Below are 13,766 nucleotides of genomic sequence, written 5' to 3' on the forward strand. Positions count from 1 at the left end.
GCGTATGACGCTGCCACAGACAGGCCGTCACTGCCCGGTTGTGCCAATGTCCCCAATCACCAACTTGCAATATGCGACCAGTCGAACGATGGTGGCGCCATGACTGCCGCTTCCCCAAACAGCCGACCTGATATCGCCGAGCTGCTCGCCTTCTATGCCAGCGCGGGCGTCGACGAGGCGTTGGAGGACGCGCCGGTGAACCGCTTCGCGGAAGCCGCGCCCAAGCCGGCGGAGCGGATGCCGGCTGTCGCGCCGAGCGATAGCAGAGCACCGGAGCGGCCCGCCCAACCGCGTCTCGATGCGAGCGCCGTGCCTAACGCTCCGCCGGCGCGCCCGCCCATTTCGGCGGTACCCGACGAGGCGCAGGCGGCGCTGGCGCGTGAATTGGCCTCGGCTGCCTCGACGCTGGACGAGCTTCGCCAGCACATGTCGACTTTTGACGGCTGCAACCTGAAGTTCACCGCCAAGAACCTGGTCTTTGCCGACGGCAACCCGGATGCATCGGTGATGCTGGTCGGCGAGGCGCCCGGCCGTGACGAGGATATAGAAGGCCTGCCCTTCGTCGGCCGCTCCGGCCGGCTGCTCGACCGCATGTTGGCCGCGATCGGGCTAGACCGGACATCCGTCTACATCGCCAATGTCATCCCCTGGCGGCCGCCGGGAAACCGCACGCCGACGCCGCACGAAACCGAGATCTGCCGGCCGTTCATCGAAAGGCAGATCGAACTGGTCAAGCCGAAGGTGCTGGTCAATCTCGGCGGGCCCTCGGCCAAAACCCTTCTGAATACGAGCGAAGGCATCTTGCGGCTGCGCGGCAACTGGCGCGCCCACACGACAGCGTCCGGCGTCGTTATTCCGGCGATGCCGACGCTGCACCCGGCCTATCTATTGAGGACGCCGGCGCACAAGAAGCTGGCCTGGCGGGATTTTCTCGAGGTGAAGGCGAAGCTAAGCGCGCTCACCGCGCCATGACCTCCCGGGTAATTGAAATGCGCCTGCCGTCGCCCTAACCATGCCCTCATGACATCTCCTCAAACCTCCGCCGGCAGCCTCATCCGTGAATGGCGCACCCGACGCCGGATGAGCCAGCTCGACCTCGCCACGGAAGCCGATATCTCGCAGCGGCATCTGAGCTTCGTCGAGAGCGGGCGGGCCGCGCCGTCGCGCGACATGGTGCTACACCTGGCCGAGCAGCTTTCGATCCCGCTTCGCCAGCGCAACCAGCTCTTGCTGGCGGCGGGCTTTGCGCCGAGCTTCAGCGAAAGGCCGCTGACCGACATTTCGCTGGCACCGGCCATGGCGGCGGTCGAGACGGTGCTTCGAGGGCACGAGCCGTTCCCGGCGCTCGCGGTGGACCGGCACTGGAACCTCGTTTCGGCAAACACTGCCATTGGGCCGTTCCTGGCCGACGTTTCCGAGCCCTCGCTGCTCAAGCCGCCAGTCAACGTGCTGCGGCTCAGCCTGCACCCTGGAGGTGTCGCGCCGCGCATCGTCAATCTCGCGGAGTGGCGGGCGCACCTGCTGGAACGCCTGAAGCACCAGAACGACGCGTCAGGCGATCCGGTGCTGATCGAACTGGAGCGTGAGTTGCGCGGTTATCCCTCCGGCCTGAAGAGTGGGCGGCCGGCGCGGGTCGAGCCGAGCGGCATCGTGCATCCGCTGCGGCTTGCCCATGGGGATCAGGTGCTGTCGTTCATCAGCACCATCACCGTGTTCGGCACGCCGCTGGACGTGACGCTGTCGGAGCTGGCGATCGAGTCCTTCTTTCCGGCCGACGAGCAGACGCGGACGGCGCTGGTAAGATTGGCGAAAGAGCGGGCCTAACGGTGCTGATCACCCCTGCGGCGGGGCGGCCTTGCGCGTGCGGGTGCGTTCCAGGCCGAGTTGACGTTCGCGCCAGATGATGAAGATGCCGGCGGCAACGACGATCAGACCGCCGGTCAGCGTGTTCAGCGTGGCGACATCGCCGAAGACGAGATAGCCGACCAAGACGCCGAGGATCATCGAGGTGTATTCGAACGGCGCCACCACCGATGCCTCGGCATGGCGGTAAGCCGAGGTCATCAGGATCTGGCCAAGGCCGCCGCAGAAGCCGGCGGCGACAAGAAGGACCGCCTGCCCCGGCGTCAGCGCCTGCCACCCAAACGGCAGCGACAGCAGCGCCATGACGCTCGCGGTGACCGAAAACCAAAGCACAATCGTGGCGGTGCGCTCGCTTTGCACGAGATTGCGCACGAGCAGCATGGCGACGGCCGAAATCGCCGCCGCTATCAATGCGGCGATGACGCCGAGCACCTCCTGGTCATCGAGCGCCTCGCCGGAACTCAGGAGCGTCAGCTCCGGCCAGGAGATGATCAGCACACCGACGAGGCCGACGGCGACCGCGCTCCAGCGATAGACACGAATGGCTTCGCCGAGGAAAATCGAGCTGAACACCACCACCAACAGTGGCTGGGCGTAATTCAGCGTGATTGCTTCTGGCAGCGGCAACCGCGTCAGCGCGAAGAAGCCGAGCCCCATGGCGCAGACGCCGACGACGCCGCGCGCGATGTGGTTGAACGGACGGCTTGTACTGAAAGCCGTGCCGAGATTTCCCTTGAAAGCCAGAAAGGCAATGATCGGAAAGATAGCGAAGAAGGAGCGGAAGAAGACGATCTGTCCCGCCGGCACAGTGCCCGCCGCCTTGATGCAGGTCGACATGCCGACGAAGACCGCCACCGAGACGATCTTCAGCATAATGCCAGTGAGCGTGTTGTGCCCTACGGTATTGTCACTGTTGCCGGGGCCTGCTGTCACGCTCCCGCCGCTTCCCGCATGGTTGCCCAGGTACGCGCCGGCGTTGCCGGTTTCTCGATATGCCTGACGTCGTAGACGGCGGCCATGACTGCCTCGCGATGCTGGAAAGGAGGGTCTGAATAGACCTTGTCGCAGTTTTGTCGAGGCGCCGGTTCGTGTAAAGAGCGCGGACTTCAAATTTTTGGACGGGCAGGACAGGCCCGGAAAGACAGGAACCACGGAATGCGCACCGACACTGGCCAGGTCTTCAAACTCGAAGACTATCGCCCCAGCGACTATCTCATTCCGGAAACGAGCCTTGAATTCCGTCTTTCGCCAGGGGCGACGATCGTCACGGCAATTTTGACCGTCGAGCGCCGGGATGGCGTCGCGGCCTCTACGCCGCTTGTGCTGGATGGCGACGGGCTGACGCTCAGGCGCGTCGAGATCGACGGCAGGAAAGCCAAGCCGACGGATTTTGCCGTGACGCCCGACCGACTGACCATCCTCAGGCCCCCGGCGGCGCGTCGCTTTCGGCTGTCGATCGAGACCGAGCTGGCGCCGTCGGGCAATGATGCGCTGATGGGCCTCTACCGCTCAAGCAACGTCTATTGCACGCAATGCGAAGCAGAGGGCTTCCGCCGCATCACCTATTTCCTCGACCGCCCCGACATCCTTTCCGTCTACACCGTGCGGATCGAAGCCCGCCGCGACGAGGCGCCGCTGCTTCTGTCCAACGGAAACCGGGTCGACAAGGGCGATCTCGGCGATGGCTGGCACTATGCCATTTGGCACGATCCCTTCCCCAAGCCATCGTATCTGTTCGCGCTGGTCGCCGGCAATCTCGGCCGGGTCGCCGACAGTTTCGTCACCATGTCCGGCCGCACGGTCGAGCTCGGCATCTATGTCGAGCCCGGCAAGGAGAAGCTCGCCGGCTACGCCATGGATGCCTTGAAGCGATCGATGCAATGGGACGAGGAGGCATTCGGCCGCGAATACGACCTCGATGTCTTCAACATCGTCGCCGTGTCCGACTTCAACATGGGGGCGATGGAGAACAAGGGCCTCAACGTCTTCAACGACAAATATGTGCTGGCCGACCGGGAGACCGCGACGGACGCCGATTTCGCCAATATCGAGGCGATCATCGCGCATGAGTATTTCCACAATTGGACAGGCAATAGAATCACTTGCCGCGACTGGTTCCAGCTTTGCCTGAAGGAAGGGCTGACCGTTTATCGCGACCACGAATTCTCCGCCGACCAACGTTCGCGTGCGGTCAAGCGCATCGCCGAGGTGCGCACGCTGCGCGCGCATCAATTCCCCGAGGACCAGGGGCCGCTGGCGCATCCGGTCAGGCCGCGCCGCTATCGCGAGATCAATAATTTCTACACGGCGACCGTCTACGAAAAAGGCTCGGAGGTGGTGCGCATGATCCGTACCATCCTCGGGCCTGATAGCTTTCGCGCCGGCATGGACCTCTATTTCGAGCGGCACGACGGCACGGCGGCGACGATCGAGGATTTCCTGACAGTGTTCGAGGAGGTGTCCGGCCGCGACTTGTCGCAATTCGCGCTCTGGTACCATCAGGCCGGCACCCCTAACCTGGCGGTGAGCTCGACCTATAACCGGGCGGAGCGGGAATTCACGCTGGAAATCGAGCAATCGGTGCCGCCAACCCCGTCGGAAAGCCGCAAACGACTGATGCACATACCGCTCGCCTTCGGTCTGATTGGCGCCGGCGGCGAGCCGGTCGCCTATGACGCGGTCGACGGCGCCAGCGTCGAGGACGGCATCATCCACATCCGCAAGCGCCGGCATGTGGTGCGCTTCTCAGGCGTCGCCGAGCGTCCGGCGGTTTCGCTGAACCGCGGCTTCTCGGCGCCGATAACGCTTGCCGTCGAGCAGAAGACCGATGACCAATTCTTCCTTGCCGGCCACGACAGCGACAGCTTCTCGCGCTGGCAGACCTTCAACACGCTGCTTACGGATGCATTGATCTTGGCCTTCCGCCAGATTCTCGACGGCGCCGAGCCTGGCTTCACCGCGCGGCTGACCGAGCTTGCCGGCAGGATCGCGAGCGACGAGACGCTGGAGCCGGCCTACCGGGCGCTGGCGCTTTCGCTTCCGGGCGAGACCGACATAGCGCGCGACATCGGCAAAAACATCGAACCCAACGCCATCTTCGCTGCGCGCGAGGCGCTGGCGCTGGCAATCGCCAGGGCTAACCGCGACGCGTTCGCCGGCCTCTACGAGCGGCTTGCCGACGCCGGCCCGTTCAGCCCGGACGCAGCTTCCGCCGGACGGCGGGCGCTGCGCAACGTCATGCTCGATTATCTCTCGCTGCTGTCAGATGGCGCCGGGCTTGCGGCGGAGCACTTCCGGTCGGCCACCAATATGACTGACCGCGCGGCGGCACTGACCGTGCTGGCGCACCGCCACCATGGTTCGCCGGAGGCAAACAAGGCACTGGCGGCTTTCGAAGCGACATATGCGTCCGACCCGCTTGTGATGGACAAATGGTTCCAGATTCAGGCCAGCGTACCCGGTCCGCAGGCGGTGGAGACGGTTCGCGCCCTGACCACGCATCCGGCCTTCTCGATGGCCAATCCGAACCGGGTGCGCTCGTTGATCGGCACATTCTCCAGTGCCAACCAGACCGGATTCCACCGCGCCGACGGCGAAGGCTACCGATTCTTCACGCAGACCGTGCTCGAGGTCGAAAAACGCAATCCGCAGGTGGCGGCAAGGTTGGCAACGGCGCTCCGGTCGTGGCGTTCGCTCGAACCTGGCCGGCAGGCCAAGGCCAGGGAAGCGCTGCTTTCGATTGCCAATGCCGAAAACCTGTCGGCGGATTTAAGCGATATCGTCGAGCGTACGCTGGCGTGAGCCAGACCCAAGCGGCCACCATGGTGGTCGGCGGCAATGCCAAGGCAACGCCACCGGCCCGTCAGGCTGTGCTTCTGCTGCTCGAACGGATTCCCGCCTCCCTACGCGGGTATCAACATGGCGATGCGATGTATGCCGACCTCGGCGCTCGTATTCGTCGCCTCGTCGGTCTTGCCCTTGGCGCAAGTGTATATGTCGCCTTCCTTGAGCTTGAACTCCTTGTCGGCCTTCTTGATCGTGAATTCGCCCGCAGTGATGGTGCATACCATGTCGTTGTCCATCACCATCGCAGGCGCATGTGTGCCGGGCTGAAACACGACATCGACGATTGAGATGCTTTTGTAGGCAGGAATGTCTGAGTTTCCCGTGCCTACCTCCACCACTCTGATGCCGGGCGCAATCTCCTTGCCCTCCTTCGGGCCGTATGTCCTCGTTTTTGCCGACGCCGCCAGGGCGAACAAAGGCGTTACCGCTGCCGCTGACACGCCGAGAGCAATTGCAGATCTGCGATTCATGCTTTCCTCCCAATGTGCAATCCCGCACGGAATATGCGTGATTTCTAATATTATTCCCTTTCCACGGTAATCGCCATCGCATGCCTCTGCTCGGTTGGCGGAAAAGCCGCTATTTTAGTCGATTTTTAATCTTTTTTCGCCGGACCACTGGACAAGGCGAATCACCTTTGATTCTTTAATGACGATTCGGAAGTGCGGCGTTTGCCGGATCATCAAGCATAGGCAAATCGGGGAGTGCCATTTATGGCGAAGGCGGACGCGTGGGGCGCGCCCGGAGGGATAGCTTTTGCGCGTCGCGAGACGCCGCGAGGCGACGGCCTTGCCGGGAATACGCGGCTCATCGCCGAACCGGCCTACAAGCGGCTTCTGGCGGCGGAGCCATTGCTGCGCCGATCGATACCGGCTCTCATCGTCATCTTCCTGATCGCGATCGCGGCGCTGCGCGTCCTGTCGCTGATGAACGAACGCGACGATATCGAGCGCAACGCCAAGGCGATCCTGATGCTGGCGTCCGGTCAACTGGCGAGTTCGCTGGCCACCACGTCCGACACCGCGCCGGGCGCCATCCAGGACCTGTTGGAAACGACCAGCCGCCAGGGCGCGATGAGCCGCGGCCACGTTCTTGTCATCACCGACAGCGCCTTCAAGATCACCGCGGTGACGCCGCGCTCGATGTCCTGGCAAGGCCGTTCGCTGGATAGCCTCGCCCAGGGCGGCCAGCCTCTGTTCATGTTCGGCGACCGCGCCGGAGTGATGGAGGTCGATATTGGCGGGCAGGACTGGTATGCAGCGGTCAGCCTGACGAACGGTCGCAAAGGCGCGGCAGCGGCGCTGGTGCCGCAGGACGCGGTTTTCGACGCCTGGCGCAAGACAGTCTCGCTGAATGTGACGCTGTTCGTACTGACGGCCGGCGTGCTGATCATCATCCTCTATGCCTATTTCGGCCAGGCGGCGCGCGCGCAGGCGGCCGACCGCATCTATCTCGAAGCGCATCAACGCATCGACATGGCGCTGGTACGCGGCCGCTGCGGCTTGTGGGACTGGGACATGGTGCGCGGCAAGATGTATTGGTCGCGCTCGATGTACGACATGCTGGGCTACGAGCCATGCGACACGATGCTGTCCTTCGGCGAGGTCGACGAGATCATCCATCCCGATGATGGCGACTTGTTCCAGCTCGCCAACAAGATCGTCGCGCGCGAGATCGATCATATCGATCAGGTGTTCCGGATGCGGCATGCCGACGGGCAGTGGGTATGGATGCGCGCAAGGGCGCAGGTCATGGATCCGGAAGCACCCGAAATCCAGTTGATCGGCATCGCCGTCGACGTCACCGAGCAGCGTCACCTGGCGCTTCGTTCCGAGGCAGCCGATTTGCGCCTGAGGACGGCGATCGAGAACATCAACGAGTCCTTCGTGCTGTGGGATGCCGCCGAGCGGCTGATCATGTGCAATTCCAAATACCAGAAGGACAATGGCCTTTCGGACCGTGACGTGATGCCAGGCGCCGTGCGCGCCACGCTGGAAGAGCGCATGCTCGCTTTCGCTTCCGATCGGCGGCTTGCCAACAGCAATGGACCGCAGGGCGGCGCGACGTTCGAACGGCAGCTGGCCGACGGCCGCTGGTTGCAGGTCAACGAACTCAGAACCCGCGACGGCGGCATTGTCTCGGTCGGATCCGACATCACCCAGATCAAGCTGCATCAAGAAAAGCTGGTCGACAGCGAGCGCCGGCTGATGGCGACCATACACGATCTCAGCCTCGCCCGCCGGGCCGAAGAGGAGCGCGCGCGCGAACTGGTCGAGCTCAACCGCAAATACATGAAGGAAACCGAGCGCGCCGAAGCGGCGAACCGGGCCAAGTCCGAATTCCTGGCCAACATGTCGCATGAACTGCGCACGCCCTTGAACGCCATCATCGGCTTCTCCGAGCTGATGGAACAGGGGCTGTTCGGCCCGCTGGGATCGGAGCGCTACGAGGAATACGCCACCGACATCAACAGCAGTGGCAAATATCTCCTGGGCGTCATCAACGACATTCTCGACATGTCGAAAATCGAGGCCGGCCAATTCTCGCTCGACCGCGAAGAGATCGATCTCGGCCCGCTGATCAGCGAGACGGTCAGGGTCGTCTCGCTGCAGGCCGCACAGAAGGCGATCACCGTGGAGACCCGCATCGCCGACGCGCTGACGCTGTTTGCCGACCGCCGAGCGATCAAGCAGATCGTCATCAACCTTTTGTCCAACGCAGTGAAATTCACCGGCCAGGGCGGCCACATATCGGTCAGGGCCCGCAATACCTCAGGGGCGCTGGTGCTGACGATCGAGGATAATGGCTGCGGCATCCCGAAGGAGGCGCTCGGCAAGCTCGGACGGCCCTTCGAACAGGTGCAGAACCAGTTCTCCAAGAGCCATGCCGGGTCCGGCCTCGGCCTCGCCATCTCGCGCTCTCTGGCCGAACTGCAAGGCGGTGCCCTGAAAATCCGCTCAACCGAAGGTGTCGGCACGATCGTGTCGGTGCGCATTCCGGTGAAGAAGGCGACGCCCGTGGTCAAGGTCGCGGCTTAAGCAACGGGCTCCGGCGATGTCGCCGAAGCCCGTGCCGGAAGGCGTTATTGCATGCTGCCGTCGTCGCCTTCGTCATCCCACTGACGGTGTAAGCCAAAGCGGCCGCCCTTTGGCAGTTCGCCCTTCTTGATCTTTCCGTCGTTGTTCTTGTCGAGCAGGGCAAAGAGCTTCTTGTCGCGACTGGCGATGTCGTCCGTCGTCAGCGTACCGTCGCCCTTGTTGTCGTAACGCGCGATGATGCGCCTGGCCATGTGCTCGAAGCGGGCCTTTTCCAGCGCTGCGGTGAGCTGCTCCACCGTGAGCTTGCCACCATTGTCGGCGACCAGCTTCTTCAACCGCGAATCCATGACGCTTGAGAACTGGTCGAAGCTGATGGTGCCGTTATTGTCCTTCATCGCCTTGTTGAGGCGCATCATCGTGCGCTCACGCATGTTTGCGCTGTCGATGTTCTCGGCATAGGCCGCAGTGCCGACGGCTCCTGCCAACGCGATGAAGGCGAACGCGAGCTTGGTTGTCTTTCTCATGGTCTTCTCCTGTTGCATCGTCACCCCCGATGCGATCCGCACGGCCGTTGATCACGGCCGCCCGGCACGAAGCAGAAGGTTGAAATCCTTCCTGACCTTCCGCGACGTCTCCTTGAGATGTGCTTCCAGCACACCGAAATCCGGCAAGTCGGTGACCGCCAGAAGCAGATCCGAAAGCCCCGGCGGCACATCGTCCCGCTCGAACTGGCCGGTGAGGCAAAGCCTGATCATCTGGGTCAGCGCCAGATAGAGGCGGTAGGCCTCGCTAAGCTCCTCCCTGACATCGGCGGCTGCGAATTGTGGCGCAAGGCGCGACAATACCTCCGCGGTTGCCGTGACCCTGCGGCCGGACTCGACATTGCCCGTGACGACGGCCACCTGGGCGATGAATTCGAGATCGATCAGGCCGCCGGCAATGAGTTTGATGTCCCAGAGGTCGCGCGGCGGCTTTTCCTTTTCGATCATGGCGCGCATGTCGGACGCTTCCGCTTTCACCTTTGCTGCGTCGCGCAATTGCCCGAGCACCGCCGCAACGTCGGCTTCGACCTCGGCACAGAGCCTGGCATCTCCGGCAATGGCGCGCGCCCGCGACAGCGCCATGTGCTCCCAGGTCCAGGCCTCCTGGCGCTGGTATTTCTTGAAGGCGTCGACGTGGGTGGCCACTGGCCCCTTGTTGCCGGACGGCCGCAGCCGCAGGTCGAGTTCATAGAGCACGCCTTCCGCGGTCGGCGCGGAAACGGCCGAGATGAGGCGCTGCGTCATCCTGGTGTAGTAATGCGAGGGCGCCAGCGGTTTTTCACCGTCGGATTCCTCGGCGTCCGCATCGTGATCGTAGAGCAGGATGAGGTCGACATCCGACCCCGCCGTCAATTCACGGCTGCCGAGCTTGCCCATGCCGAGCAGCGAAACCACGCCACCGGCGATTGTGCCATGGCGCGCCTCGAATTCGGCCATAACAGCGCGCAACGCGGCCTCGATGGTGAGGTCGGCCAGGTCAGAAAAGGCGCGGCCTGCGCGGGCCGGATCGATCGAGCCGGCGAGCAGCCGCACGCCGATCAGGAATTTCTGCTCGGAGGCAAAGATGCGCAAACGATCGAGAACGTCCTCATAGGCGCGGTCGCCTTCGAGGAAAGCGGTAAGCCGTGCCGATAGATAGCCACGATCCGGCAATTCGGTGAGAAGAGCGGGATCGAGCAGGCCATCGAACACATGTGGCCGGCGCGTGATGATCGCGGCCAGTCGTGGCGCGGCGCCCATGATCGTCGCCATAAGCTTCAGCAACGCCGGATTGGACTGGAGCAGCGAGAAGAGCTGGATGCCTGCAGGCAGGCCGGCGAGGAACTCGTCGAAACGGATCAACGCCTCATCGGCCCGACGCGTCTGGCCGAAAGCCTTGAGCAGCGCCGGCGTCAGTTCCGTCAGTCGCTCGCGCGCCTCAGCCGACTGGGTGACGCGGTAGCGACCGAAATGCCAGCCACGGATCACGCGGCAGATGTCGCTCGTTCGCTGGAAGCCGAGACCGTGCAACGTCTGCAGCGTATCGGGGTCGTCGACGTCGCCGGTGAAGACCAGATTGCCGATGCCTGCCGAAAGCTCCGGCGCGGTTTCGAACAGCGCCGCGTAGTGACGTTCGACCTGCTGCAGCGAGGCGCGGAAGCCCAGGGAAAAAGCAGCCGCATCGGCAAAGCCCAGCATGCGCGCGATTCGCTCCAGCCCTTCATCATCCTCCGGCAGGGTGTGCGTCTGCTCGTCGGCCACCATCTGGATGGCATGCTCGACCCGGCGCAGGAACCAATATTGCCGGGCCAGTGCGTCGCGTGCCTCGGCGGTGATCCAGCCGCGCGCGGCCAGTTGGCCGAGCATCGGCACGGTCTCGCGGCCTCGCAGTTCCGGGAAGCGGCCGCCGGCGATGAGCTGCTGCGTCTGGACGAAGAACTCGATCTCGCGGATGCCGCCGCGCCCGAGCTTGACGTTGTGGCCCTTGACCGCGATTTCGCCATGCCCCTTGTGGGCGTGGATCTGGCGTTTGATCGAGTGGACGTCGGCGATCGCGGCATAGTCCATGTATTTGCGCCAGATGTAAGGTTGGAGCTCCTTGAGGAAAGCGGTGCCGGCGTCCAGATCGCCGGCCACAGGACGCGCCTTGATCATGGCAGCGCGCTCCCAATTCTGGCCGCGCGCCTCGTAGTAGCGCAGCGCCGCCTCGACCGGGATCGCCAGAGGGGTCGAACCGGGATCGGGACGCAGCCTGAGGTCGGTGCGGAAGACATAACCATGTTCGGTGCGGTCCTGCAGGATGCGCACCAGACGGCGCGTCAGCCGCGAAAACAGCTCCGTCGCATCGAGCGGATCGACGACGGCCGACGCTTCCGGGTCGAAGAAGACCACGAGGTCGATATCGGAGGAAAAATTGAGCTCATGCGCGCCAAGCTTGCCCATGCCGAGCAGGATCCAGCCCGACCGGTTCGAGGGATTGGCGGGATCCGGCAACTTCAGCTTGCCCTGGCCATGCGCGTCGCGCAGCAGGAAATCGACGGCGGCGCGCGTGCACGCATCGGCAAGGTCGCTCAACCGCCGCACCGTAAGCGAGGTCTCGGCCTCGGCGGCCAGATCGGCCAGCGCGATCAGGAAATGCGCATCGGCCTTCCATTGCCGCAGTTCCATCATCAATCTGGATTCGGAGATCGTCTCGGAGAACGATGCCCGGTCGATCGCCACGATGATCGCCTTCAGCCGGGCCTCGACCGGCTGGTCGAAAAGCCCATCCAATATCTGCGGCCGGCGACGCGCCATGTCACGCAGGAACGGCGACAGGTCGAAGACAGCGGCCAGGAAGTCCTGCGCCTCACCCGTTCCAGCCAGGAATTTCGCCAGCCGTGTCAATCCTTCTTCGCGTGCCAAGGTGGCGATCTCGGCCAGCTCCTGCCGGGCCCGGCTGTCGTCCAGAGGAGCAAGCCTTGCCGCGGGCTTCAACAGCCAGTCCTTCGCCGTCCGCTTTGCAGCCGCCGCCATCAATGATCCTCCCGCGCGGGAAAACTCATGACCACGGATAATCCGGGATTACCAGGCAACAGATCAAGCCGGCCATAGTGGAATGTCATGACCGCCTTTGCGAGGCTGAGGCCAAGCCCGGAACCTGGCTGGGAACGGCTCTTCTCGAGCCGCACGAACCGTTCCGTCGCCCGGGCGCGATCGGCATCGTCCGGAATGCCCTGGCCGTTGTCGGCGACGAGAAGCCTGATTTCGCCATGCGTGCGTTCGAGCGTCACGCGGACAGTCGGCTTGGAGGTGGAATCGGTCGAGTACTTGATCGCATTGTCGACGATGTTGGACAGCGCCTGGCCGATCAGCTCGCGGTTGCCGTCGACAAGGAATGCGCCATCGACCGCGGCTTCGAGCGAAACGCCAGCCTCTTCCGCCACCGGCTCGTAGAGTTCGACCACATCGCGCACGGCTGCGGCCAGATCGACGCGACTGGTGCTTTCGGAGGAATAACCCGCCTCCAGCCGGGAGATCATCAGGATGGCGTTGAAGGTCTTTATGAGCTGGTCGGACTCGGCGATGGTGCCTTCCAGCGCCTGGCGGTAGTCCGATGTCTTGTGCTTGCCCGAAAGCGTCGCCTCGGCGCGGTTGCGCAGCCGGGTCAGCGGCGTCTTCAGATCATGCGCGATGTTGTCGGAAACCTGCTTCAGCCCCTCGTTGAGCATGGCGATCCTGGCCAGCATGGCGTTGAGGTTCTCGGAAAGCCGGTCGAATTCGTCACCGGCGCCGGTCACCGGCAGCCGGCCCGAAAGATCGCCGCCCATGATGCGGCGGCTGGCTTCCGAAACGCCATCGATGCGCTTCAGCGCGGCGCGGCCGACGAAGAACCAGATCAACAGCCCGCCCAGCCCCATCATGCCGAGCGCCAGCATCAGGGAGCGGCGGATGACGGCGCGGAACCGCTCAGGTTCGCCGAGATCGCGGCCGACCAGCATGATCATCTGGTTCGGCAGGCGCAGTACCAGCGCGATCGCATTGTGGCCCTTCTCGCCTTCGGATCGGACCGCCGTATCGCCGGCCTGGGGCGTGGCCTGATCGGAAGGTGTGCTGCGCTGCCGGTCGAGTTCGCCTTCGCCGAAACGACGGTAGGAGAACGGCTCGGTCGTCCAGCCTTCGGTTTCGATGACCCCCGGCTCCAGGCTCTGGACATTGCCGGTCAGGATCTGGCCGTTGGCGTCGGCGATCAAATAGAGATTGGCGCCGGGCTGGCGCGAGCGCTGCTCCACCACGCGCACCAGGACAGGCAGGCCGCCGCGCTGGTAGGCGCGGGCAAGGCCGAGCACTTCGTCGTTGATGGTCTCCTGCGTCTGCGCGGTCAGCATGCGCGCCGAAAGCGAGGTCATGTAGAGGACAAGCAGTACGGCGCAGAGCGCGAAGAGCAAGAGATAGAGCGCCGAGAGCCGCGCAGCCGTCGTCTTCATGATGGCAGGCACGGAAAGGGCCATGCCGCCGC

Annotated in this window: 9 protein-coding genes; 4 read left to right on the forward strand and 5 right to left on the reverse strand. The window is 63.9% G+C overall.

Translation table 11 applies throughout. From position 1 onward, the window contains the following. The first annotated feature begins 99 nt into the window (after positions 1-99). Positions 100-972 carry a uracil-DNA glycosylase gene (locus tag FJ949_RS07555; protein WP_140494662.1) on the forward strand — a complete coding sequence of 291 codons (873 nt, stop codon included), beginning with the start codon at positions 100-102 and terminating at the stop codon, positions 970-972. A 48-nt stretch (positions 973-1,020) separates the two neighbouring features. Next, positions 1,021-1,824 (forward strand): helix-turn-helix transcriptional regulator, encoded by an 804-nt coding sequence (locus tag FJ949_RS07560; protein WP_140494665.1) that lies wholly within the window; start codon positions 1,021-1,023, stop codon positions 1,822-1,824. A 9-nt stretch (positions 1,825-1,833) separates the two neighbouring features. Here the strand turns inward: FJ949_RS07560 and FJ949_RS07565 are convergent, their stop codons facing one another. Then, on the reverse strand, positions 1,834-2,796 hold the full coding sequence (locus FJ949_RS07565; RefSeq protein WP_140494669.1) for a DMT family transporter: 963 nt from the start codon (positions 2,794-2,796) through the stop codon (positions 1,834-1,836). Between the two features lie 222 nt (positions 2,797-3,018). On the opposite strand from FJ949_RS07565, the gene pepN reads away from it, so the two are divergent. Beyond that, positions 3,019-5,664 (forward strand): aminopeptidase N, encoded by a 2,646-nt coding sequence (gene pepN / locus FJ949_RS07570; protein WP_140494671.1) that lies wholly within the window; start codon positions 3,019-3,021, stop codon positions 5,662-5,664. Between the two features lie 101 nt (positions 5,665-5,765). Here the strand turns inward: pepN and FJ949_RS07575 are convergent, their stop codons facing one another. Next, entirely contained in the window at positions 5,766-6,179 is a 414-nt protein-coding gene (locus FJ949_RS07575) for a hypothetical protein (RefSeq protein ID WP_140494673.1), read from the reverse strand. Between the two features lie 243 nt (positions 6,180-6,422). Between FJ949_RS07575 and FJ949_RS07580 the strand changes: the two genes are divergently transcribed. After that, entirely contained in the window at positions 6,423-8,747 is a 2,325-nt protein-coding gene (locus FJ949_RS07580; protein ID WP_140494675.1) for a PAS domain-containing sensor histidine kinase, read from the forward strand. A 44-nt stretch (positions 8,748-8,791) separates the two neighbouring features. Here FJ949_RS07580 and FJ949_RS07585 read toward each other — a convergent pair whose 3' ends face one another. From FJ949_RS07585 to FJ949_RS07595, 3 genes are read right to left on the reverse strand one after another with little or no spacing between them, the layout of a single operon-like run. Beyond that, entirely contained in the window at positions 8,792-9,271 is a 480-nt protein-coding gene (locus FJ949_RS07585; RefSeq protein WP_140494677.1) for a hypothetical protein, read from the reverse strand. A gap of 51 nt (positions 9,272-9,322) precedes the next feature. Then, a complete protein-coding gene (locus tag FJ949_RS07590) occupies positions 9,323-12,283 on the reverse strand; it encodes a bifunctional [glutamine synthetase] adenylyltransferase/[glutamine synthetase]-adenylyl-L-tyrosine phosphorylase (protein ID WP_140494679.1) in 2,961 nt (986 codons plus the stop codon). Continuing rightward, the gene (locus tag FJ949_RS07595) at positions 12,283-13,758 is read right to left on the reverse strand and encodes a HAMP domain-containing sensor histidine kinase (protein WP_140494681.1); all 1,476 of its coding nucleotides are present in this window, start codon (positions 13,756-13,758) and stop codon (positions 12,283-12,285) included. The genes FJ949_RS07590 and FJ949_RS07595 overlap by 1 nt, the downstream gene beginning before the upstream one ends. Between the last annotated feature and the right edge of the window lie 8 nt (positions 13,759-13,766).

It is taken from the genome of Mesorhizobium sp. B2-4-1 (assembly GCF_006442185.1).
In the GTDB taxonomy this organism is placed as follows: Bacteria; Pseudomonadota; Alphaproteobacteria; order Rhizobiales; family Rhizobiaceae; genus Mesorhizobium.